Consider the following 24,651-nt stretch of genomic DNA (forward strand, 5'->3'; position numbering starts at 1 on the left):
AGCGACTATCTTCCAGATTCCATTCACAACAGCTGTCACATTGGTCAAATCCTACAAAACCAAAGTAGGTCGAATCGATAAAAAGAGGCATGGCTAGAATAGACTTAACACTTTGCATAGGCCAAAGGACCCGGACTGAATCCTCGGGAAGCTCTTTGATATCGCGACAATTGATACTGCTGCGGTTTAGCATAGTCTGGTGCCACCAAGGGATATCGGCTGTTTTAATTCCCTGCAGACGGTGTTTCAGAGAAGGGACGCCTTGTGCCAACCATTCATAGGTGTTGTTTATCGTTCCCTGTTCGGCATGGTATTCAAAGATATATACCCGGCTGAGCCGCAGCTTTTCGCCGATAATAGCCAGACAGCGGGAAAAGAATTGTTCGGGGTTGGCCTCTTGCATGGCTAACATGGCAGCATTAAAGAGCAGTTCTTCATTTGAAAGCTGGCGTTTTAAATAGCGCTCCGCTTTGCGGTTCTTTAAGAGCTGAGAGGAGTCGATTAAATGTATCACATAATGCTGAGGCTGCGGCGAATGAATGTTTGCCTGGTAGATACGGCGGTGGGATCTGAAATAAGTTCTCAAGCGTAATGGCCTGCCTTGGGCGACCCGCCCTAGAGCACCCAGGAGAAAGCTGAGTTCACGCTCCATTCCGCTACAAAGCTTGGAAAGCGGCTGCCCTTTAATATTGTCTTGATTAAGGTTGAAAATCTCCATAAAAGCCGGATTGGCTTCAATTATCTCCAAATCGCTGATGCTGCCCGCATGGTCTGTCAGCGAGCGGCAATAAACATACCCGGAAAGTGCGTTCTGCACCACCGTGCGGTAAAACTCTTGCTCGTTCATACAAGTCACTCCTGATGAATCCTTTGCGGATTTCTTATCTCTACTAAATTATATCGGATATGCCAGTACCACTCTGCAGTACAATGTAAAAATGATTTCCCCATCAGGGCTCTGATTCGCATTTGCTGGCAAATTTTGATAAAATGGGGACAGTTTAGAATACAGATAATCACAAGGAATGAAGGCTGATGGGAGGGTTTTAGTGCGCAAAGATCAAGACCATTATGAAGGCTGCCTTTTGGGAGGGCTCTGGGGATGCTCTAGGCGGCGGTGGAGTTTATCAATTATCAGCAGATATTATACCGCTACGGCGCTGAAGGCATTCAAGAACCGCAGCCGGGTGAGCAGGGATTATTTGAAATCACTGACGACACCCAGATGACACTGTTTACTGCAGAGGGGTTATTACGGGCCAGAGTGGCGCAGGCAACTGCGCCCCAAAGCAGCATCGTCGGCATTGTGCATCACGCTTATTTGCGCTGGCTGCATACTCAAGGCGAGGATAACCCTCATTTCGCTAATATGTACGGTTTTCATAACGACGATGGCTTGCTGATACAACAATTTGAATTATTTAAACAGCGATCCCCCGGATTGACCTGTACTGCGGCCATGATGAACCCGGAAATCGGAACCCCGCAGAACCCGCTTAACAACAGCAAAGGCTGCGGCGCGGTGATGCGCTCAGCTCCGGTGGGGATGATAGATCTGGGCGTTGCGCCTTTCCAATTATCCTGTGAGATCGGAGCTATAACCCATGGGCATATCGACGGTATTCTGCCAGCCGGGGTCTTGGCCGTTTTAATCCAAGAAATCCTGGCCGGCCAGGATTTAGAGGAAGCAGTTCAAAGCTCCCTGCAGGTGCTGCGGCAACAGGATGGCAGCGGTGGCCTGGTGCAAAGGATCGAAGAGGCGGTTGGCCTGGCTCACAGTGACCTCCCCGTGCAGACTTGTTATAAAAAGCTGGGTGAAGGCTGGGTAGGTGATGAGGCCTTGGCCATAGCCATATACTGTGCCCTGAAATCTCCCCGTGACTTCAGGCAGGGAATCATACTGGCCGTTAACCACAGCGGGGACAGTGACAGTACCGGAGCAATCTGCGGCAATATTTTGGGGGCTTACCTGGGTCGAAGCGCGTTGCCTCAGGATTGGCTGGCCAAACTGGAATTGTGCCAGGTCATTGCCGAGATGGGGCGGGATTTGTTGACCGCCTACCGCGAGGATGAAGAGTGGCAGGCCAAATATCCCGGCTGGTAAAACAATCTAGGGCTAAAAAATATCAACCTACGGAGACTGCCAAAAGCGAAGTCCGAGACTGGCAGAGGGGACCGGGGGTTTTCTGTTATAATTGACAATAGAGAGTAGATAGAAAGACTGATAAGGTGGGAGTATAATGGGGGGAACCTTTAAGCAGATATCTGGCGGCACCATGTGTCGGTTGGAGATCAACTTTTTTGACCGCGACCGAGCCTGGGTAGGTATCATAGCCTATCTGTTCGATATTCGCGAACTGGATGTGATCCGCTTCTTTGCTCTGTACCTGGCCAAAATTCTTTTTACACTGGGAAACAGCAACACCGCCAGTGCGTTGTTGCTCAATGTCTACGACCATTTTATGGCCATGGCCAGCTACCCGCTGCCAGACGGTTCAGTAGCCCGCATCCAGGTACTGCAGAAAGAACAGAAGTTGGAAGATTCCAATGAACCGCCGCAGCGCATCTACCGCTCTCAGTTTTACGGCACTAATGATCTGGACCGGGAAATCGACATCAGTATGCCGCTGGGCGAAGAAAGCTATTATGCTCCGGCGGCGGTGATGTTCTTTTTGCAGTACCTGATTTTGAACCTGTCTGATAAAGGCCTGCAGATGATGGTGTCATACATGAAGCATGTCCTGGATTATTACCTGCACATCGGGGATTATGCCAAACTGCGGGCTGGTTGGGAGGCTGACCAGTATGCCTTGAACATGCTGCTGGCGGCAAGCAGTGATAGCGATCCAAATCCCGGGCTGATGTAAGCCGGCCCGATAAGTACATGAGTATAATAGCACCATTGAGCCGCAGGCGAACAGGTCAATCTATCGCCACGGAAAAGAATCATATAATATATTTAGGAGGCGGTTCGCTGAATTGGCCGCATCTGGCTGCAGCCCGTACTGCGCCGTCATGACGGACAAGGCCGGGCCATAGAGGGGTCATCGTGATCGTCTCCGCTCCCCGGTTGGTTCTGACCAGCCCTGGACAACGCATATAATAATAAGTGAGCATTGATAAGCAGCCAACAGGTCACAGCTATTCAGGAAGGGGAGTAATCGGCAGGTGACATCAATCAGCAAGCTGAACAAGCTAGTTAATGTAGAGCAGGCCTTGGAGCTGACCTGTGGTCTGGTCAGGACAGTGGGAGAGATCCAAAAGGCCAACCTAAGCCACAAAAATTTAGGAGTGGGCACCAAATCATCCGGCATTGATCTGGTCACCGAGGTTGACCATTATTCCGAGCAGTATCTGATCACCGCGATTCGCCACGCCTACCCCCAGCATGCCATATTGTCTGAGGAGCAGCCTCGGCAGATCGGCGCTTCGGAGTACCTGTGGGTTATCGATCCCTTGGACGGGACCACCAATTACTCACAAGGGCTGCCGATCTTCTCTATATCAATAGCCCTGCAATTCCAGGGCGAGACTATAATGGGGGTGGTGTATGCTCCGCTGCTGGAGCAGATGTTCACCGCCATCCGCGGTCAGGGGGCTATGCTAAATGGCAGCTCCATAAGCGTGGGCCTAAAAACGGATTTGGGGCAATGCGTGCTGGCAACCGGATTCCCTTATGACCGTGCCACTCATGCGGACAATAATCTCAATTATTTTGCCCGCCTGACTCCACGGGTGCGAGGTATATTACGCATGGGATCGGCCGCTTACGACCTCTGCAATGTGGCTCTGGGCACCTTGGACGGCTACTGGGAATTGAATCTGAGTAAATGGGATGTGGCGGCCGGTGCCCTGCTGGTAGAAGAAGCCGGAGGCCGGGTGGTATACCTGCCCTACCACCGCGGCGTATCGCTGGTGGCGGGTAATTCTACCATTTGCGAACGTATACTGGCAGAAATGCAGCATGCCGAAACCCTGTGGCCGGTAAGCTATTAAAAACATGGAAGATTGCGAGCAGGAGGAGGAGGAGATTACTATCATGCTGGAATTATTGATCAAAAGACGCAGTATACGCAAATTCCAGGATAAAAAGGTGGATGCGGAGCACATCGAGCAATTAATCAAGGCTGCATTGCTGGCCCCGTCTTCACGAACCCGGCGCCCCTGGGAGTTTATCCTGGTGGAGGACCAGGAACTGTTGCGAAAACTGGCGTTGTGCAAAGAGCATGGCGCTGGTTTTCTAGCAGAAGCCCCGCTGGGCATTGTCATTGCGGCCGATCCTGGCAAATGCGATGTTTGGGTGGAAGACTCAGCCATCTGCACCCTGCTTTTACACCTGCAGGCAGCTTCCATGGGACTCGGGTCGTGTTGGATCCAAGTGCGGGAGAGGTGGCATGCTGACCACAAAACCTCTTCCAATTATGTAAAAGAACTTCTGAATCTGCCTGATCAATTCCAGGTCCTGGCTATCATGGCCATCGGTTATGCGGCGGAGCAAAAGCCTCCCAACGATGACCAGAACCTCCCTTACCATAAAGTGCATTATAATACCTTTGGGAACTCCTTTGTGAATGATTAATGATACACCGCCACACGGAAAGATAAGGAGGTAGATAGAATGCAGCAGTTAACCGAAAATGTCAGGCTGTTTGGCAATAAGTATTTTAATTATTACCTGGTGGGTGATGAAGAAGCTGCTTTGATCGAATGCGGCACCAGCGCTGCGGCGCAGATTTTTGCGGCTCAGTGGCAATCCCTGGAATCGAAACCGGATGTTAAATACATAGTCATTTTGCACTCCCACTTCGATCATGTCTGTGGCCTTCCCATACTGAAAAGCCTGTTCCCATCTGCTTTGGTGGTGGGCAGTGGCAGCGCCCAAAAGATTTTGTCCAAAGAGAAGGCTATGGCCAGTGCTTTTAGCAGCGATAATTTTGTGAGTGAATCCTATCTTAAAGCGGGCTTCATCAACACCCTTCCCGAGCTGCCGGAATGCGCCACCATTCCCGTCGATGTGGTGGTAGGGGAAGGCGACCATTTGCAGTTAGGGGACAAGCTCAAGCTGGACATCCTCGAGGCCCCGGGACATAGCGCCTGTTCGCTGGCAGTGTATCTGGAAAGTGATGGCGTCCTACTGGTCTCGGATGCAGCCGGTTATCAGAGCGCCCCAGGGGAAATATCCCCGGTGTTTTTCCACAATTATGACAGCTATATAGCCACATTGAAGCGCTTTCAAACCCTGCCGGTCAAAGTCTTGGGCATGGCTCACGGTGATATCATCACTGATGCAGCGGTAGCCCCATATCTGCAGGCCAGTATCGCAGCTGCCGAAGAGGGCTGTGCATGGATCCAACAGGCCTTGACGGCTGGTGAAGACGAAGAGCAGGTAAACCAAAAGGTATTCGATCGTTACTTTAAGGGCGGTCTTACCTACTACCCGGCAGACATCATGTACAGCACCATGAAGCTCCTGGTGCAAAATGCCAAGGCCAAATTATAAGTCTAAATAATGATTCCACTGCAAAAACCCCAAAAATATTGTAAAACAGCAGGATAACCATCAGAATATCGGCGCTAATATGATATTTAAAGCAAAATAAAAGATAAACTAACTTTAGGGTATTTTATGGTATGTTCCGGTAAAAACGATAGTCACTATCAAGATGAACTTTTTAGGCCATTACCAGTCCATATGAGAGACCAAGCATAACCATTAAAACAAAACCCAATTCAGTTTAAACATGTTTTTGTAACCAACGAAGATCTTGTTTGTTCCATGTATTGTCTTGATACCGGCAGACCCAATGTTCCAGTTAATATACTGATGTCATTAGAGATTATCAAAAAACATGTTTATTATAATTGATCAAGAATTAATCGAGCAGTTCTACTTAACTTCCAGGTCAATTATGCCCAGGGTATAAGAACCTGCGAGGTTTAATTGGCTGAACGTACCTTAATGAATTCAGAGAAAGAGTCATATGGGCACATTAGAGCATCCCGAGCAAGATGAAGTGATTTTCCAACAGTTTGAAATCCTATCCAAGAATTTTATCGAACAAGCCGGGATAAAAACCGATTGACCAGGTATGGATTCACTCTGATTCTAACATCAAGAAAGTTGGTAGATTCCTGTTAGCCTTTGGATGTATTGGTTCAAGCGGTATGAGGCATTGCCTTCTTTTCCGGATAATTCCCAAACAAGGTTAAGATAGTTTCAGGAAACTGATTTACTATACAGAATTAGAAATCAGGAACTGGAAAGCATGGTTCCAGAGTCCTTAACCTCGCGCAAGAGGTAGATAATCAGTAAAATAAGGATTATAACCTTTGCTTCCAAAACGAGAAATGGTTCGCTAAGGTTTCTAGGCGGAACAGGTCGCTTTCGATGGAATCTGGTATGAAGTTTATGGTTTCGCCAAGCCCAGTAGTGAACGAAAGCGGTCTCCCGTAAATCAGCTGCATGATAGTGACGCTACCTTCCGCAACAAAGCGGGTATAAGAACCATAGCGGATACGTTTTAAACGAGCTGAAGTTCAGTAGCAAAGAAACCTGATTCAGGTGATTACCGACTTTTCAGTACAACCAATAACATCGAAGCGATGTAGAGGATGGCTAAGGAGCGTATACCCATCATTAAACAAAGTATACGATGTATTGACATCTACTTTAGATGAGGTTACTACGGCCAATATGTCATAGAAATGGCAGATGAGCTAGAGGCGTTAACCTACACCATACAGATATGACCGGAGCGGGTATTCCATCAGATAAACTTCCACAACCAGTTTTAAGCTCTGGATGAGATGATGAAAATAATCAGTTGCCCCAGGCAAGAGTCTATTTAGCGATTTCAATCGGTTCCAAGACTAGCAGTTGCCATCAAACACGAGGATTGCTGGCGATGCGCTTCCGAATTTTGACATATGTCCATAGTAAAGACCTCCAGAAGAAAAGACCGATAATACGGGTTAGCGAAACCATCCAGGCTATCCAGAGATCAAATACACGATATTATGTCAGACGAAAACACCAGTTATCGTTAACTGAGCAACCAACTTCCGCCTAAAAAGAGGAGAATATCCGAATAACCTACACGGCATGCTAAAAACTTACTTGTTCACTGCTTACAAAATTATAGCCCGAAACATAAGGCGTTTTCTGGATGACTCAAGCGTTAAGGAAGCCGAAAAGGCCAAAAGTAGGGATATTATGCCCAAATTTAGGTTAACGAACACAAAACCATAGAATGGAGGTCTAAATTAGCGATCTTCAGTTGAAAAAGAACTTATTGTGTATCACTATTGACCCCCTAAGAAAGTCTTGGCAAGTAAATAGTCTTTGCTAATGTAGTTCTTCGGAATACTCTTCAATATATAACAAAATTAGGTAACAAACACCATTTGCCCCTCATACTATAAAACGAGAATCGATCCATATGCTGGAATCTTTATAAATAGTAGAAAGGGGAGAATAAATTGCCGAACTATAAAGTTTTTCAGGATTTTGCTGATTCTTTACGTACAAAAGTATTCGGCGTAGATAGTGGTAATAACACAAGACCAATTCGGATAGACAGTAGTGGAAGATTGGAAGTTCAATCAGCCATCAGTGGTCCAGTCGATGTAAGTGGTGTCGTCGGTATCAGTGGCCCTGTCGAGATTAGCGGTGTTGTCGGCGTCAGCGGCAGTGTTGCCGTCAGTGGTCCTGTCGATGTAAGTGGTGTCGTCGGTATCAGTGGTCCTGTCGAGGTTAGCGGTATCGTCGGCGTCAGCGGCAGTGTCGCCGTTAGTGGTCCTGTCGAGGTTAGCGGTATCGTCGGTGTCAGCGGCAGTGTTGCCATCAGTGGTCCAGTCGATGTAAGTGGTGTCGTTTGGCGTCAGCGGCAGTACGCCGTTATGGTCCCACGATAGCGGTGTCGTAGCCAGCGGCAGGCTGCCATACCAGTGGTCCTGCTCGATGTAAGTGGTGTCGTCGGTTTCAGGCCCATTAGAGATTGAAGTGATTGTCGGCGTCAGCGGCAGCGTCGCCAGCAGTGGTCCTGTCGAGGTTACGGTATCGTCGGTGTCAGCGGCAGTGTTGCCGCCAGGTATCCTGGTTTTATTAGCGGTATCGTCGAACAGTGTTGCCGCCAGTGGTCCTGCCGATGTAAGTGGTGTCGTCGGTATCAGTGGTCCGTCGAGGTTATATGTGTCGTCGGCGTCAGCGGCAGTACGCCAGTGCATATCCTGTCGAGGTTAGCGGTATCGTCGGCGTCAGCGGCAGTGTCGCCGTTAGTGGTCCTGTCGAGGTTAGCGGTATCGTCGGCGTCAGCGGCAGTGTCGCCGTTAGTGGTCCTGTCGAGGTTAGCGGTATCGTCGGCGTCAGCGGCAGTGTTGCCATCAGTGGTCCAGTCGATGTAAGTGGTGTCGTCGGTATCAGCACGCCGTTAGTGGGTCCGGTCGATGCGAAGCGGTATCATGCGTCAGCGGCAGTGTCGCCGTTAGTGGGTCCCACGAGGTTGAAGCGGGTATCGTCGGCGTCAGCGGTAGTCGCCGTTATGGTCCCCGCCGAGGCGAAGGGTATCGGCGTCAGCGGCAGTGTCGCCGTTATATCCAGTCAGATAGCGGTATTACCGCGTCAGCGCAGTCGCCGTTAGCGGTCCTGTCGAGGTTAGCGGTACTGTCGGTGTCAAGGGCAGTGTTTACCAGTGTCCAGTCGAGGATGCGGCAGTCGTCGGCGTCAGCGGCAGCGGTTACAATTGTGCGGTCCAGTCGATGCAAGTGGTACGTCGGTATCAGTGTCCCGTCGAGGTTAGCGGTATCGTTTGCGTCAGCGGTGTCGCCGTTAGTATCCCATTATGTTGAAGGCATCGTCGGCGTCAGCGGCGTGCTGCCGTTATATCCCATCGAGGTTAAGGTATCGTTTTACGTCAGCGGCAGTGTCGCCGTTAGTGGTCCCAATATGTTAGCGGTATCGTCGGCGTCAGCGGCGTCGCCGTTAGTGGTCCCACGAGGTTAGCGGCATCGTCGGCGTCAAAGGCAGTGTCGCCGTTAAAGTGGTCCTGTCGAGGTTAGCGGCATTTTGTCGGCGTCAGCGGTACGCTGCTATTAGTGGTCCTACGATGTTTAGCGGTATCAATGGCGTCAGCGGGCAGTGTCGCCGTTAGGTATCCCATGAGGCGAAGTGGGTATCGTCGGTGTCGCGGCAGTGCTGGCCACCGGCGGTCCAGCCTGATGGCGAATGTCGGCATCAGTAAAATTACGAGGATTAGCGGTGTCGTCGGCGTCAGCGGCAGTGTCGCCGTTAGTGGTCCTGTCGAGGTTAGCGCATCGTCGGTGCCTGGCGGCAGGTTGCTACCGCGGTCCAGCCGATGGGCGGTGTCGTCATCAGTGGCCCCACAGAGATTGAAGGTGCTCGTTTACCGGCGCCAGCGCAGTGTTGCCGTTATGTCCTATTCGATAGTTACGGCATCGTTTGGTGTCAGCGCGCGTTGCCATCAGTGGTCCAATGATGTAAGTGGTGTCGTCGGTATCAGTGGTCCTGTCGAGGTTAGCGGTATCGTCGGTGTCAGCGGCAGTGTTGCCATCAGTGGTCCAGTCGATGTAAGTGGTGTCGTCGGTATCAGTGGCCCTGTCGAGATTAGCGGTGTCGTCGGCGTCAGCGGCAGTGTTGCCGTCAGTGGTCCTGTCGATGTAAGTGGTGTCGTAGGTATCAGTGGTCCTGTCGAGGTTAGCGGAACGGTTATCGTACAAAACACTAGCGGAAGTCCGCTATATGTCAATATATTTGCCAGAAATACTGTTGATTCAGGCCCTATATTAACCCCGGTCAGTGGAGGCACATCAGGTGCACTCAATGGTGGAATTTGGGATGTGCTAGGGTATAATTCCTGGACCCTGGCTGTAAAATACAGTGGAGCCAGCGGGGAACTAATGAATGTAAAACTGCAGATGGCAGCAGTAAGTGGGGACGAAAACTTCGTAGATGATGCTGCTTTTGTAAATTATAGCGGAAGAACCTGGCATTTCTTTACTCCTAATTATCACGTCCGCTATGCTCGTATGTACTACCAATTTAGCGGCACCTCCGATGATGGTAATTTGTTGCTGCAATTCCAAGGAGAATATTAATTTCCGGAAAAGGTCTGCATATCCAAAGGCAAGCTTATTAGCTTGCCTTTTCTATGCTTAGGTAAAGGTATAATATTCACCCATTCAATTATTGGTTTATTAACAGGTCTGCTATTGCCTGGATTACTCCCTGACCACCGTTGATATCAAGTACATAATCAACCTGATTTTTTAGTTCCAGAGTGGAATCCTTCAGCGCCAAGCTGAGACCCAACCTGGGCATAGATAACAAATCAGACTGGTTATTACATAAACAAGCAATTGCTTCACAACAGAGGCCTTCTTTCTGACAAAGCATGTTAGCAACAGAAGCTTTGTCAAAATTCGAATAATCAGTATTAAGCTGAAATTCTTGAGCAGCAAATTTGATGATAGGATCTTCCTCCGGATTAATGAGCAGAATGGTAATCCCTTTCTGCAATAAACGAAGGACGCCTGTACGATCCTGGTAATTGAATTTCTTAAATGCTTGCCCGGAAGCATTATAATAAACCGAACCATCAGTCAGGATACCATCTCCTTCTAGCAACAAGACTTTAATTTTAGCAGCTTTGGCGCCGATATATTGGTTTTTAATTGCCTCATTCATGGCCTGGAAATGGGGGCTAATATCGTTGATATCCTGTTCACAATGTAACAAATAGGGACGGAACTTTTCTTCCATCATCTTTGCTTTACGAACGGGTTCCCTTTCGGCTGAGATGGTTGGAATCGCTAACATTAAAAATTCCAATTCTACCCGATTCATAGGAGTAATAAAAGTGCTGAAAAAAGGATTATTCCTTAATTCTTCCATACTTTGATTAAACTGCTCATAGCTCTGGTTAATCCTTACCGGATCACGGCAACTTGCCAGTTCATTAATCATATCCAGCTTATCTTTACATACGGTTATCAAATCGAATACCTTTGCATAGGCATCCTGCATAATCTTGTTTTGTTTAATTACATAGTCCATATCATAACTTAAGTTATTGCCTTTGAGCCAATCCTCTTCTACAATGTGCTCTTGCAGTTGATTTTTTATCACATCATCTAGACTTTGAAATATGGTCCCTTTTATATGGGCACCTTGTTTCGTGGTATTGATTACATGCAGGGATTTATAATGACTTAGATAAGCTTCAAATTGCTGGCGCATGCGATTAAAGGTATGGCTGCTGGGTACGGGATTTCCATGTACATCTTCAAGCCAAAGTGCCTTATCCAGGATTTGTTCGCTAGCCTCCCAGGGATGAAAAGTAGTGCCAGCCGCATATACTTTATGGCCACGATAAGCCAGGTTTTGACCTACCAGGATGATAGGGTTGAAACCTAGCCGGGCTAGCAACTGGAGGGTGATTACTGCAATAGTAGTAGCATCATAAATAGTTTCATTAGGAACGTTGTTTCGTGGCTTGAGATAATATGCAGCTAGAGTATCCTGGCTGATTAACATATGCATTTTAGGGCCCGGGTATTGGACAAGAGTCTTGTAATATACTGTGCTGCCAAAGATTAGTGGAATTGAATTAATCCCTTTATCTATAACTTCTTTGCCAATTACTAAATTTTTTTCACTAGGGTCATAGGTACAGGCAGCATCAGGATAAATTCCGTTGCGAACCAAGGCATTCAATGCTGTACCTACGGAAAAAATATAGGCTAAGCCTTGTTCCTTTATTTTTCGCAGGTTTTCCAGTTCGTCCTCCAATGAAGGCCCTGAAGCTACCATGACCGCTGGTTTATTAACAAAGTAATCCTTTTTCTCTAGAAGAATATTAGGACAATTTAATACTTCAATTAAATTATGGGCACTGTTCAGGGTCCAGCGCTTTTCAAAAGCGGATAATGTATTTATCGAAGCACTACGCTCTCTGATATGGTCTTCAAAAACAGTAAAGAAGTAGTGTCGCTTTTCCGTAAAGATCTCTTTGTAAGCAGGAAGCTCTATAACCATTCCTGAATAGCCAATAGTTTTAACATAATTACGGCAAAATTGTTCAACGTCTGCGGGCTGGGTTTCTATAAAGATGTTTTTTAATAAATGGCGCGGGATTTTGGTCAGATCAGTTTGTGCCAGAAACTGTTGGAATATCTCGGGGACAGGTTCATATATGGAAAAAGGCTTGTAGGGATATGCTTCTATAAAAGCTTGAATAGCATAGCCTAATCCTGTTCCATAAAACAAAATATCGGAGTGTTCCTCAACATTTTTTTGGCTTTCAATAAAATCTTGGGCTTCCCGACGGGGATTGTTTTTATCATGAATGAAATTTTGTTCTACCTTAATATTATGAATGCCCTTTTTATTTGCTACCAGTTGAACCAAATCATGATTCAATGTTTTTTCTAATGAAGACATCTTTTCCCAGGCCTCGGGATAAAAATCTTTTAGAAATTTCATGTTTTTCTCTAAATATGACATGTTGCTCTCCTTTTCTGGTCATAATGTTTTTTTATTCTATGACCAGGTTGGAAAGATTGTGTTAATGGCAACAGAACATGTTTATTTTGGAGATTTGGGATGTAGCGCTCCCCGTCCCATATTAAGTTTAATTAACCAAGAGGCAAGGAATTATGCTAGGGATGGTTTGGTGGCTTAGAGCTTGCCCAGAGGACTTTAAGGGCATGGGGGTCCTGTTGAGGATAGAAGAAAGCTCCCATATAACAAATCTACTTCACTATCTATATCCAGGGATCTTTCAACAGGCATGGTATAGGCAATTGTTTGTCGGTTTATAAAGCTGCGTTCTTGCATTAAATTAGGAATGAAAGCCATGTAGATGGCACCATTAAGAACATATACAGGGGGGAGATCTTGTTTGCGAGTAATAGAATGCTCCTCAGGCATTAAGGGAATAAGCCTTTTTTGCTGGTTCAGTATGTACATCCAATACGGGCTTGATTGGGCAGCACAGACCGAAACACAAGATGGCGCATTTTCTTGTATACAATAATATATGCAGTTGTCAATATCCTCCGTAGTACGTAAAGGAGAAGTAGGCTGAAGTAAAATAACATAATCATAAGTCGTTTTCAGCGTTTGTATAGCGTGAATAACCGGTTCGATCCCAGGAGTTTCATCCCTGGACAGCTCAGCCGGACGTACAAAAGGCACCTCACACCCCCAGGTAGCAGCAACGGTAATAATTTCCGGATCTTCCGAAGAAAGAATTAAGCGGTCAATGTAGCGAGAATGGAGCCCAGCTTCGATTGTCCACGCTATAAGTGGTTTGCCTCCGAACATGGTAAGGTTTTTACGGGGGATACCTTTAGAACCACCTCTAGCGGGAATAACTCCTAGAATTCTCTGTCCATTGATCATGTAAACACCTCGTTAAATTCGTGGTTAGCCCGCTCATACTCATCGAAGTGACCAATATCAATCCAATACTCACGGATAGGAAAAACGGTAATTTCTTTTTGATCTTCTTGGAGGGCTTTGATTAAATCAGGAATATCATAGAATGTTTCCGCAGGTACATATTTCAGAACCTCCGGATTAAATACATAGATGCCAGCATTGATAAAATAGCGTTGAAAAGGTTTTTCTTCAATATGCAGCAGACGGTTTTTGTCAAAATTCACAATTCCATAGGGAATCTGTCTATATTTTTCCTTAACACAGATGGTAGCAACACCCCTATTTTTTCTATGAAAATTGAGTAATTGCGTGGTGTTTATTTTGGTTAAAATATCCCCGTTCATGACCAGCAGAGGTTCAACCGGTTGGTCGGGAAGCAAGCTCAAAGCACCGGCGGTTCCTAAACGTTTGTTTTCGTGCAGATATTGAATTGATACCCCCCATCTCGAGCCATCACCAAAGTAATCCATAATCATTTCCGCCTTATAATTGACCGAAAAATAAAAATTCTTTAATCCTTCTTCTACAAAATTTTCTAATATAGTCTCTAATAGAACCTTACCACCTATTTTTAACAAGGGTTTAGGGCAATTTTCGGTTAAGGGTTTTAAGCGCTGACCCAAACCACCAGCCATTATTATTACAGAGTTATTGTATGAGGGGGAATCAAAAAAGTCCTGGGATACTTCTATCCCTACCACACAATGATCCTGGTTCAGAATGGGAATCTGATTTAATTTATGGGTTTTCATGAGTTGAAAAGCGTTTTCTCGGGATTGCTTGTCAGTGATATATCGTGGATGAGTGTTCATAATATTGGCCACTGGTTTGTTTAGATCCGTATATTTTAATATAGCACGGCGAATATCTCCATCCGTAACCGTTCCTAATAACTGGCCTTTTTCATTGACAACCAGGGCGATCTGCAGGGTGGACTTGTCAATCACGGCAATGGTGTCCTGTATACTCGTTTCCGGCCTGACTAGCGCTTTCTTCCACATTATGAATCACCCTATTTTCTTACATAGGAATTTAGTAATCCATTATATGTGGAATGAGTAATAAAAGTTCAATTGGGCTATGGAGAATTGGTAAACTTGTGCTTAATGACTGATCCTGCTCTAATGATGCAATTAGCACCAATTTCAATTCCCTGGACAATGGTAGAACCTGCACCAACGAAAGTACCGTCGCCGATAGTAACATTACCACATACAGTAGTTCCGGGAGCAAGGTGTACATGGCTGCCGATCATCACATCATGGTCAACTGCTGTCCGGGTATTAATTATGCAATTTTCCCCTATGACAGTACCCGTCTGTATAACCGCACCAGCCATGATCTGCGCCCCCTCCAGCAGAGTTACATTTGCTGCCAACACGGCTGAAGGATGCACTATGTTGGCAAAGGTGTAACCTTTATGTTTGAATTTATGGTAAATGTCCCTGCGGCGGAGAAACCCAGAACCGGGTACCATCCCCAGGCCATTGACTAAATAAATAGTTTCCGGAGGATAACTAAACACCTGTTCATCAGTCCCGAGCAGAGGAAGCTCAAAAAATGCATCAGAAGTGATATTTCGCTGAAGGCAAAGAGAAGTAAACCCCAGAATGGTACAGGATACTTGGCTTAAAGTATCTAACAATACCCGGGCATGACCTCCTGCCCCAATAATAATAACAGGTTTCAAGATATCACCTCATCAGCCTCATAGGCCCGGGATGCCTTCTGGCCCAGCATTTGCCAATAACAAAGTGGAGACATTCCGGTGCCAGGGCGTTTAATTCCCAGGTTCTCTTCCGTAAAAACCGCACCTTTTTGTATAGCCCTGGTTGCTACCAGGCTTTTTCTTACTAATAAACGATTTGCGGTTTCAGCCGGGGTAACGGTTTTGTGGGGGGAACCCAGGGCCATTTCTACCTGGTGAATAGCTTCCACCATGGATTGTAGTTCATCCGGTTCAAGTGAAGATTGATGATCTGGGCCGGGTAGATTACGATCTAGAGTAAAGTGTTTCTCGATAATGGCAGCCCCTCTGGCTGCTGCCGCTATGGGGACTACAATGCCCGGGCTGTGATCGGAATAGCCCACAGCTAAACCAAATGCTTTTCGCAGGGTTTCCATTGCCCTGAGATTGATTTGATCCAAAGGTGCCGGGTATTCTGAAGTACAGTGCAGCAGGGTGACCTTATCTCTAAGAACCGGTTCTCCTGCTAATAATGCATAACTATCCTGAAAAGCTGGCGGAGATAATGTTGTGTTTTTATTCAGATAGCCCCAGGCTAATAACCCGAGAGCAGTTTCAATCTCTCCCAGGTTGCTCATCCCGGTGGACAAAATGATTTTTTTCCCGGTTGAAGCGGCTTTCACTAGCAATGGAGCATTGGTGATCTCCCCAGAGGGAATCTTCAGGCATGTTACTTGTAAACGGGAAAGCACTTCTATACTATTAAGATCGAAAGGACTACATAAAAACTCGATATTGCGAGTACGACAGTATGCTGAAAGTTTCTGCAATTGGAATTCATCTAATTGTAGTCTCTCCAGCATCTGCCATTGGTTTTCTCCCAGTGGATCCGATTTTTTTTGGTAACCTGCTTTAGGGGCAGACTGGCTAACCAATTCCGAAGCCGTAAAGGCCTGAAATTTGACCGCATCAGCCCCGGATTTAGCTGCAATATCTATTAATTCATAAGCCAATGCCATCGAACCATTATGATTCACACCGGCCTCTGCAATAATATAAACATGTTTCATGACCACAGCCCTCCTTATTAACAACCCAACCTTGACCGTAATTAATAATCAAAAGAGGTCATAAAATTTTTTCTTTAAAATTCCACTTAAATGAGCCTTTTTTAACACTTCTTTTATTTTTTCAGCACTATTTCCTGCTCCGTATAATGACTTCGTACCCGGGAGCTTGGCCTGGAATTGCGGCGAAAGGGCGTAATCTATAGCTCTCTTTATATCCGCTTCTCTTGGTTCACAGTCAACAATACACGTTGCTTTTAATCTACCGGATTGCCTGCTGCCGATATTTACCACGGCTTTTTTGAATACTGGTGCTTCGATAATGGCACTGGATGAATTACCAATGAGCAGTTGACAATGCTGCATTGCACTCAGATATTTCAACTGTCCCAGGGAAGGACTATAGTAAACCCGGCCCGGATTCTTAAAAGCATAGTCCTTCATTAAGGCGCTAATCCGTCTCCCCCCCATGTCAGCATTGGAACCGGTCATAACGATTTTGATATTTGGGTAGTGATGCAAAGTTGCTGATAGTTCCATAGCACTATCGTTGGCTTCTGTTTCCAAGGTGGGAGGATGATAGGAAACCAGGAAAAATGGAGGCTTAAGATCAAAGTCCAGCGCTTGCGCCAATTCCTGTCGGGATAAGAGTTGCAGTTTTTTTAAGTGATCAATACCGGTACTGCCCACATTATAAACCCGCTCCGGATCTTCGCCCAGTTGGATTACCCTTTGGCGGTAGATTTCCGCGGCAACAAAATGAAAATGTGCCATCTTGGTAACAGCATGACGTATGTATTCATCGACCGCACCTTCCGTAATCTCTCCCCCAGCGATATGGGCAACAGTAATATGGTGTAATATGGCAGCCTGCGCTGCAGCCAGTATTTCATAACGATCTCCTAACAGCACCAGTATATCCGGGCGCAAACGTTCCAGCGCTTCAGCCAAGCCGATGATGGCAAGGCCCAATGATTTGGCCATACCCACTGCAGTATCGCTGGATAAAAGCATTTCCAGTTTTTCATTGATCTTGAAGCCATCATTTTCAATAATTTGATAGGTAAGCCCATATTCGGGAGACAAATGGGTACCAGTAGCAATTATTTGTAGTTCCAGGTCGGCATCAGCCGCAATTTCTTGCATTAGCCAATACAGGAGTCCATATTCGGCTCTCGTACCGGTAAGCACACAGATTTTCCTATTCATAATCCTCCCTCGGTATAACCCCTTGCTTTTCTATATAAATATAAATAATTCGGAATAAAAAATATGTTCGGCACTTTTCTGTCATGCCAAAAAAGCACTGCTGGGCAGGTTGATGATTCGGCGTTCCAGGCTTTCAGCGGTAGAAAGATCCATCAGCGGGCATTGCGCATACATCGGTAGTTTATGCATAAGAGTCCATGCTGGCCGGGTCATAATACCGTTTTTGTGGGTAAGTTGAAGCACATGATCGCGTTCCTGCATGTGTGCTTCATCCAGCAAGAGCACATTCAGCCAATAATTACTGGTAGCATAGTCCGGTTCGTGAAATATTTTTATACCTTCCAGACTTTTAAAAGCTTGCTGGTAACGCTGAGCCAGGTCTCGTTTCTTTTTAATGAAATGCGGCAACTGTTCAAGCTGGGCACAGCCCAGGGCAGCATTGAGGTTGGGCATACGGTAATTAAATCCTGTCTGATCATGGTTAAAAGCCCATGGGTGGGGAAGTTTGGCCTGTGTACTTAAATGCCTGGCTTTTACTGCCATCAGGCTATCATTGGTTAGTATCGCCCCACCGCCTCCAGTAGTAATTATTTTATTACCGTTGAAACTAATAATAGAGAGGAGACCGTGATGACCTACATGCTTTCCTTTATAATATGATCCTAAGGCTTCGGCTGCATCTTCAATTAGAATCAAATTATGTTCTTGACAAAGTCGCAGCAAAAGATCCAGATCTACCGAATGTCCAAAGGTATGCATAACAATTAAGGCCTTGATACGACGGCCTGTATTCTTGTTGAAACATCCTTCCGGTTTTTGCGAGGCTACATCATGCAAATATTGATTCAATTTAGCACCGTCTAAGCCCAAACTGTATTCACTGCTGTCTACAAAATGGGGAATAGCTCCAATATATTTAACCGCATTGGCAGTAGCGATAAAAGTAAGGGTTGGCAACAATACTTCATCGCCTGCTTTAACCCCGGCTACGAGCAGGCTTAAATGTAGAGCTGCGGTACCATTCACAACCGCAACCGCGTATTTAGCACCGGTAAAGGTTTTAAGGCGCTCTTCAAAATCATTCACATATTGTCCCGCAGAAGATACCCAACGTGAATCGATACACTGTTTTATATAGTTCCATTCATTACCAGCAAAAGAAGGTTCATGCAAGACTAACGGACGCTGATGATTCGGCAGAATTATGTCCAACACTTGCATAATGGCATCAGCCTTGAATTTTGATTTCATAGATTATACACATCAGTTCGATACTTTTTTAGATGGTTAGGATCGCAAAACCAATGTATGGTTTCTTCTAGCCCTCGTTTTAAGCCATCTATACCTCCATAGGTTGGATGCCAGCCCAGGAGTCTTTGGGCTTTACTATTATCTGCCCACAGGCGCTCTACTTCACTTTTTTTCGGCCGCAGGCGCTCTGCATCTGTTTCAATTTTTACTTCTACCTGCATGAGATCGATAATTGTTTTCGCCAGACTTCCCACCGCAATTTCATAATTACTGCCGATATTAATAATTTCTCCGATAGCTTCATCACATGCCGCAACGGCTAAAAATCCCGAGATGGTGTCCTGGATATAATTAAAGTCGCGCGTGGGATGGGTTGCTCCTAGTTTTATTATTCGTTGTCCGCTGGCGAGTTGAGTGATAATCGTTGGGATAACGGCCCGAGCCGATTGGCGTGGTCCATAGGTATTAAAGGGACGGATGATGGCAACCGGTGTTTGGAAAGAACGATAAAAGGCTAATGCCAGTTGATCGGCAGCGATTTTAGTAGCAGCATAGGGAGACTGTCCCTGGAGAGGATGATTTTCATCTATAGGTACATAACGGGCGCTGCCATAGACTTCACTGGTGGAAGTATGGATAACCTTCTCTACACCTAATTCACGAGCTGCCTGTAATATATTTAATGTGCCTTTAATATTGGTATCCACATAAGTCTCCGGTGAGTGGTAAGAATAGGGAATAGCAACCAGTGCAGCTAAATGAAAAACCAGATTGCAGCCTGTCATGGCTTTCTTGACCCCATATGGATCACGTATATCTCCTACAACAATATCCAGCTGCTGCAGGATGTCCGGTGGAGTATTATCTAACCAACCCCTGGAGTTAAATGAATTATAAAAAACAAACGTCCGCACGTTGCACCCTGATCTCACCAAGGCCTCCGCCAGATGTGATCCCAGGAATCCATCAGCACCAGTGAGTAAAATTTTGCCACTATTAAGTTTCATATCAATCCTCTTTTCATGTCCTACTATTCCGATTATATTTAGCATTTGGGATTGTTATCACTCTTTTCTTTTAACTGGAATAATATGTTTAGTAGTATTAAATTTTTCATTAAAGGGAAGTGAAACCATGAAAAAGACTGTTTTGTCTTGCTTTGAAGCCAATAAAAATCATGTTTATAATTGTAATTTTTTACTTCCAAATAATTGTAGAAATGTTCCAGATGGTTGGCTGATTTGCGCAAATGAGGGTTATGCTCGGTTTTGTTGGCATAAATCATGCCGTAGTAAATCTTCGGTAACCATCCAGAACACTTGCCCGCAATTTAGTAGTATATGCCAGGAAAGACCCTATTATATACCGGTTAATGCCCAGGAAGAGTGGCAGGTAGGAGCAGTTTTAAAGGCTAACCGGAAAATGCGGGCCAGTATTATAGTGCACATGATTAATAGCTGTGGTCAGATTTCCAGCTTCGAAATGATTTTTATGCTGCAGCCTGGGTGCCGCTACTATTATCGGCATATAACTATACCTGACGATATGCAGTTAGCCTTCCTGGAAATAGGTACCGCCGAACTGAAAATTCTGAGTATACGTGGAGTAGTTTTTAGAAAAGATGAATCGAAAATAAATGTTGGTGTAGTTGAGGCTGTTAAAAAGATAATAGAGCCGGTTAAAATTGATAGATATATCTGTGATACGAGTGAAGACGTCATTGCTACTATGATTGAACAGGTTTCGGAAACAAAAAATGTACTTTTACTTAGAAATTATACTTTTTCCGTACTAAACTTGGGAAGTATGCCGGCACTGGTTAGACTCCAATCAAGTCCAGATGGGATTCATTTCATGGATGAACCTATGGGAGATGAAATAATTGCACCCGATGAAGTTAAAGCCTATACGTATAACTATTTTCTCCCCTTTGTTCGAATCTGTTTTAAAACGGAAACAGGCAGCACTCATTTACGCGTTTTTTTCCACGGACATGATTAAGCAGTCCTGTAATGCTTAAAAGAACTTTGAAAAAAGGGACGCCTTTCTCTACAATGAAATTGTGCTAGATCCAGCAAAGACGGCACAAATCATAGTTCGGAGGCGTCCCTATATGAAAATACACAGAATGAAAAGATTCCGCAAATCAATTTTTTGACTCTGGTGGTTGGAATAGATATGGCCAAGGAAACGCACTACGCTAGAGCTTTTGTCTACAGGGGGATAGAGCTATTCAAGTTGCTCAAATTCAGCAACACTGCAAGGGTTATGAAGACTGGTGCATTGGCATATGTCTCATCAATAGCTTAAGCCGTCTGTTGCCAAGGTGCGTTGCCTCAAGAAACCACCTACCTGGGCTCCCGGCGGCTTGGCTGTTGAATCAGATGCGGAAACGTTTAGATGTTTTCTTCTCCGTTACCAATATATTTGACCTTGAGGTTGATCTGTTGATTCTGGACACTACCACCACCTACTTTGAAATAGAGGTGAAGATGAGGATACTGATGAACAGGACAGTCTTCGAAAGCGTGGTCATGGCAAAGATAATCACCCGAAGAAACCCTGGCCAGTGTTGCGGAAGGGGTCTAAGCAAAGAATCATACCTAAAGTTACAGCGAGGCAGGACGCGCGTCCTGTTTTTTTGCGTCCTATTTTTTTTGAAGGAGAAATATATGGATAAACGAAAGATGTATCTCTTCTTTCTGCCGGTCCTGTTCCTCTTGGACATATGGATAGTGGGATACATTTCAGCATTCTTTGTCGCTCCAGAAGTATTGGGGTTTATTAAAGAACACCCCCTCCGCGCAACATGGGAATTGACGATTGCTCTGTTTGGAAAAAATGCTTCCCCCGCAGGGGAGGCGATAATCCATACCTGGAAATGGGCTAATCTCTTATTAATGATATCTGTCCTGTCGCTTCTAGGCGCACATCGGCTGGGAACTCAAAGCAAAACCGAACCTGAATATCACGGAAACCTTCTGGGTTCGGAACGATGGGCCACCTTTAATGAAATCAAAAAGATTTTCAGATTCAAACTCTCTCCGGGCTTATTATTCGGAACCTTCAACAACAGACCCCTGATACTTCCTTCTGATATAGGAGGAAACCTGAACGTATCCGTTCTAGGGCCGCCCGGCTCCGGTAAATCAAGGGCTTATGTGAGATTGAACTTATTCCAGGCCGTAGACAGCGGTTGGTCGGTAGTGGTCACTGATCCCAAAGGAGAACTCACCAGGGATTTCCGATCATTTTTTTTAAAACAAGATTACGATGTGAAGATATTTAACTTGGTTGATATGCTCCACTCCGACCGTTGGAACCCGCTATCACAAGTAAAAACAGACATAGACGCGCAGCTTTTTACTGAAGTAGTGATCGCGAACACTCAGGCACCAGGTAGAAAGAGCGGTGACCCCTTCTGGGACCGCGCTGAAGCGAACTGTGCGTCCGTAATGGCAATGTAGAAAATCTGCCATAGCAAGCAGTGGGCGTGACCCATATACCCATCATCAACCGGTTTACCTGAGAGGGAAACCTCAAAAGGGAAAATAGCATACTGGTGAAACCATGAGTTGGCAAGTTACCATGCCACGACTGAATGGGAAGATGAAATCTGGCGAAAGCCGACCAATAGATACAAGGATAAAACCTGAATTGGTTGAACGATAGTCTGAGTGGTCTGACTCGGGTCTATGACGTAAGGTAACTACAATCGTCATACTGTAAATCTGTCTTTCCGCAAGTTTGGGAAAGATAGCATGGGGAATTTACAGCACAATTTCAACAAGAAATAAAAGGCGAAAGTCGTATCCGACAATCTATTGGGCTAGTTTCTACATTTGCTAAACGGAGATTGCCTAAGTTGGAACGCTTGCAATACAAGCTATTAAGCACAAGGTTTATGAATATCCAATATGGCAACGGAGCCGCCATAGTAGTCTGAGAGCGGGAAAGCCGTTTACATGGCGAAGGGCGGCAGCTTATGAACTTAACATTGATTTAGGAAGGTGTGAGAGACACTATGAGAAATCCCGAAAAAATGTTGAGCAGTCTAGTAAAACACAGTGCACAAAAAGAGTACAAGTATGAACGCCTGTACCGTCTGCTTTACAATCAGGAAGTGTGTTTAGCTGCATACCACCTGGATTCCCGTCAACTCATAACGAGGTGGGCAATTCAACCCCCAACGCGTGATAGACTTCTTTTTGCTTTTCTAGCAGTTCGCCTACACGCAGCCGTTGACCAGGGAACTCAAAGCATTCAATAACATCCAGCTTATCCAAGGCTCCCTGGATGCTATACTTTTGGAACAACTTCGACACCTGCATTTGCTTTTTGATGTAAGACAAGTAGATCAGTGCCACAAATTCAACGAAAAGCTTGCCATCCAAGCTTTGCTCGGATGATACTAGAGCGCGGCGCAGGTTTAACCGTTCTTTTAGGTTGCCAAAAGCCTTTTCTACCAGATCCTTGTTCCGGTAGGTTTCAAGAGCAGTAATCGCATCCATGGTTTCGTTGGTGAGTAGTGCAAAAAACCCGAAATACTTCTTGGCCTGTAAAACCGCTTCTTCCTTTACGGTGGCCTTTGTACCCCGTTTTGGTGTGGTTTTAACATCGAAGTACTTCCTATACTGAGTTTCATGTTCTGGAACCCGCTTGCCGGATTCTAGTTCGCGACGTAGCATGATCAACTTTCTGTCAAAGGCCTTTTCCTCATCAGCTGCTTTTTCAATGTTGTAGTAATAGTGAACGTAGATCCGACGGGGTTCTTTTAGGGTTTCTTTCTTGTATGGTCGATACTGGGTATACTGCCATTGGGTTTCAATGCTGCGGTAATAAAGCTCATAGGTCTCGCTGTAGTGCTCAAAGTTGCGAAAGTTGTCATAGACACCCTCCAAATTGGACTTCATAAAGTTTAGAGACATTTTGCCGGCAATGAGGAATTTTACATGGTCTTTGAAAAGGGCATTCAGGTTTTCTTCACTGTAGAAACCCCGGTCCATGACCAACTTCACCTTGGAAAACCCCAGGGTGTCCAAATCTGACAATAAGTGCTTCAAGGTTTTGGAGTCGGGGATGTTACCTGCCAGTTTTCGATAGTAAAAGGGCAGGTTGGAGGTTTGGCCAAAGACCAGCGCTAGGTTTAGCTGGGGAAGTCTGTCATCCTCCTTGTTTTTCCCATACTGCACTTGTCGTAGGGATTCCGAATAACTTGAGATGGAGGTAATGTCATAGGCCCAGTATTCTTTTTCGCTTCTGCGCTTCCCTTGCAGCTTGAAGAAATGCTGCTTTTCTTCTTCAGTAATGGAGGCGAACAACTCGCTGCTTCTTTGAGAGGGTATGTTTTTACCATAGGGGTGCTTGTGAAGGCTTCCCCACTTTTCAAAGCGGTACAATGGGTTATGGTCTTCCAGAACCAGGTAATAGGCTGTGGACAATATCTGCCGGTAGGTTGCCGGGAAACAGGTCTTTAAGTCTTGGGTTATGCCCAGCTTCTCGCTAATAGCATCTAGTAGATAGGTAGCGCCATAGAAAAAGCGCGCAGTTTCCTCCGTGGGTACTGGACCCCTTTTAGCAGGGACGGATTCGTCCTTCTTCTTTCGCCCCCGACCGTCTGTAGGAAGGATTTCGCCAGTCTTGTCATCTACTCGTCCAATGAGGGTTCTTCTAGAACGCGACTGCTGCTTCTCCTTGTCCCAGTAGGATACGGATTGATATGCGTATGTAATTCCAGAGCGTTTATCTTTCTGATGAATGATTGCTGCCACAGGAGCACCTCCTCGTTATGCATATTATTACACATAACGAGGTTTGGGGCAATTATAAATGTTCGCCAAAGTAAGTAAATTCATAGGTTTTCAGCCTTTTTCTCGCTGACTCGTTATGTGTCAGCGGGAGGGCAGGATACCAGAAAATATATGCCAAGCCGGGGAACCTTACTAGGGGCATAGATAAATCTTCCATTGACGGAATGA

The 24,651-nt window shown here is 45.7% G+C and carries 20 protein-coding genes; 8 read left to right on the forward strand and 12 right to left on the reverse strand.

What is annotated here, in order from left to right:
- Positions 1–847 (reverse strand): hypothetical protein (locus tag AC15IQ_RS14525; protein WP_483180098.1); only part of this gene is annotated, 847 nt, incomplete at its 3' end.
- Positions 848–1,117: 270 nt separating this feature from the next.
- Between AC15IQ_RS14525 and AC15IQ_RS14530 the strand changes: the two genes are divergently transcribed.
- The 5 genes from AC15IQ_RS14530 to AC15IQ_RS14550 all read left to right on the forward strand — a co-directional run bounded on the left by AC15IQ_RS14530 (position 1,118) and on the right by AC15IQ_RS14550 (position 5,500).
- Positions 1,118–2,104, forward strand: coding sequence for an ADP-ribosylglycohydrolase family protein (locus AC15IQ_RS14530; RefSeq protein WP_483180101.1), 987 nt, complete (start codon positions 1,118–1,120; stop codon positions 2,102–2,104).
- A gap of 136 nt (positions 2,105–2,240) precedes the next feature.
- Positions 2,241–2,867 carry a hypothetical protein gene (locus AC15IQ_RS14535; RefSeq protein WP_483180102.1) on the forward strand — a complete coding sequence of 209 codons (627 nt, stop codon included), beginning with the start codon at positions 2,241–2,243 and terminating at the stop codon, positions 2,865–2,867.
- A gap of 301 nt (positions 2,868–3,168) precedes the next feature.
- Positions 3,169–3,996 (forward strand): inositol monophosphatase family protein, encoded by an 828-nt coding sequence (locus AC15IQ_RS14540; RefSeq protein WP_483180104.1) that lies wholly within the window; start codon positions 3,169–3,171, stop codon positions 3,994–3,996.
- Between the two features lie 4 nt (positions 3,997–4,000).
- Positions 4,001–4,579: a nitroreductase family protein gene (locus AC15IQ_RS14545; protein WP_483180106.1), complete on the forward strand. Its 579-nt coding sequence runs from the start codon at positions 4,001–4,003 to the stop codon at positions 4,577–4,579.
- A 39-nt stretch (positions 4,580–4,618) separates the two neighbouring features.
- Positions 4,619–5,500: an MBL fold metallo-hydrolase gene (locus tag AC15IQ_RS14550; RefSeq protein ID WP_483180108.1), complete on the forward strand. Its 882-nt coding sequence runs from the start codon at positions 4,619–4,621 to the stop codon at positions 5,498–5,500.
- Positions 5,501–7,602: 2,102 nt separating this feature from the next.
- Here the strand turns inward: AC15IQ_RS14550 and AC15IQ_RS14555 are convergent.
- Together AC15IQ_RS14555 and AC15IQ_RS14560 are read right to left on the reverse strand one after the other, a co-directional pair.
- A complete protein-coding gene (locus tag AC15IQ_RS14555) occupies positions 7,603–8,226 on the reverse strand; it encodes a hypothetical protein (protein WP_483180109.1) in 624 nt (207 codons plus the stop codon).
- A gap of 363 nt (positions 8,227–8,589) precedes the next feature.
- Entirely contained in the window at positions 8,590–8,763 is a 174-nt protein-coding gene (locus tag AC15IQ_RS14560) for a hypothetical protein (RefSeq protein ID WP_483180111.1), read from the reverse strand.
- A gap of 624 nt (positions 8,764–9,387) precedes the next feature.
- Here AC15IQ_RS14560 and AC15IQ_RS14565 point away from each other — a divergent pair.
- A complete protein-coding gene (locus tag AC15IQ_RS14565; RefSeq protein ID WP_483180112.1) occupies positions 9,388–10,113 on the forward strand; it encodes a hypothetical protein in 726 nt (241 codons plus the stop codon).
- Between the two features lie 88 nt (positions 10,114–10,201).
- Here AC15IQ_RS14565 and AC15IQ_RS14570 read toward each other — a convergent pair whose 3' ends face one another.
- From AC15IQ_RS14570 to AC15IQ_RS14605, 8 genes are all read right to left on the reverse strand, one after another.
- Positions 10,202–12,520, reverse strand: a complete 2,319-nt coding sequence (locus tag AC15IQ_RS14570) for a 6-hydroxymethylpterin diphosphokinase MptE-like protein (protein ID WP_483180113.1) — start codon at positions 12,518–12,520, stop codon at positions 10,202–10,204.
- 195 nt (positions 12,521–12,715) lie between these two features.
- Positions 12,716–13,420 (reverse strand): acylneuraminate cytidylyltransferase family protein, encoded by a 705-nt coding sequence (locus AC15IQ_RS14575; RefSeq protein WP_483180114.1) that lies wholly within the window; start codon positions 13,418–13,420, stop codon positions 12,716–12,718.
- Positions 13,417–14,460: a nucleotidyltransferase family protein gene (locus AC15IQ_RS14580; protein WP_483180116.1), complete on the reverse strand. Its 1,044-nt coding sequence runs from the start codon at positions 14,458–14,460 to the stop codon at positions 13,417–13,419. Before AC15IQ_RS14580 ends, AC15IQ_RS14575 begins: the two co-directional genes overlap by 4 nt.
- 77 nt (positions 14,461–14,537) lie before the next feature.
- The gene (locus AC15IQ_RS14585) at positions 14,538–15,149 is read right to left on the reverse strand and encodes an acetyltransferase (protein WP_483180118.1); all 612 of its coding nucleotides are present in this window, start codon (positions 15,147–15,149) and stop codon (positions 14,538–14,540) included.
- Positions 15,146–16,216, reverse strand: coding sequence for an N-acetylneuraminate synthase (gene neuB / locus AC15IQ_RS14590; protein WP_483180120.1), 1,071 nt, complete (start codon positions 16,214–16,216; stop codon positions 15,146–15,148). The genes AC15IQ_RS14585 and neuB overlap by 4 nt, the downstream gene beginning before the upstream one ends.
- A 48-nt stretch (positions 16,217–16,264) precedes the next feature.
- On the reverse strand, positions 16,265–17,422 hold the full coding sequence (gene neuC, locus AC15IQ_RS14595; RefSeq protein WP_483180121.1) for a UDP-N-acetylglucosamine 2-epimerase: 1,158 nt from the start codon (positions 17,420–17,422) through the stop codon (positions 16,265–16,267).
- Positions 17,423–17,503: 81 nt separating this feature from the next.
- Positions 17,504–18,673, reverse strand: a complete 1,170-nt coding sequence (locus tag AC15IQ_RS14600; protein ID WP_483180123.1) for a LegC family aminotransferase — start codon at positions 18,671–18,673, stop codon at positions 17,504–17,506.
- Complete coding sequence (locus AC15IQ_RS14605) at positions 18,670–19,680, reverse strand: NAD-dependent 4,6-dehydratase LegB (protein ID WP_483180124.1); 1,011 nt, start codon at positions 19,678–19,680, stop codon at positions 18,670–18,672. The genes AC15IQ_RS14600 and AC15IQ_RS14605 overlap by 4 nt, the downstream gene beginning before the upstream one ends.
- 127 nt (positions 19,681–19,807) lie before the next feature.
- On the opposite strand from AC15IQ_RS14605, the gene AC15IQ_RS14610 reads away from it, so the two are divergent.
- Together AC15IQ_RS14610 and AC15IQ_RS14615 are read left to right on the forward strand one after the other, a co-directional pair.
- Positions 19,808–20,674 carry a DUF6385 domain-containing protein gene (locus tag AC15IQ_RS14610; protein WP_483180125.1) on the forward strand — a complete coding sequence of 289 codons (867 nt, stop codon included), beginning with the start codon at positions 19,808–19,810 and terminating at the stop codon, positions 20,672–20,674.
- 383 nt (positions 20,675–21,057) lie between these two features.
- On the forward strand, positions 21,058–22,140 hold the full coding sequence (locus tag AC15IQ_RS14615; RefSeq protein ID WP_483180198.1) for a type IV secretory system conjugative DNA transfer family protein: 1,083 nt from the start codon (positions 21,058–21,060) through the stop codon (positions 22,138–22,140).
- Positions 22,141–22,833: 693 nt separating this feature from the next.
- Here the strand turns inward: AC15IQ_RS14615 and AC15IQ_RS14620 are convergent.
- Entirely contained in the window at positions 22,834–24,444 is a 1,611-nt protein-coding gene (locus AC15IQ_RS14620; RefSeq protein WP_483179590.1) for an IS1634 family transposase, read from the reverse strand.
- Positions 24,445–24,651: the final 207 nt, after the last annotated feature.

The organism is Syntrophomonas sp. DTU019, assembly GCA_913757435.1.
In the GTDB taxonomy this organism is placed as follows: Bacteria; Bacillota; Syntrophomonadia; order Syntrophomonadales; family Syntrophomonadaceae; genus DTU019.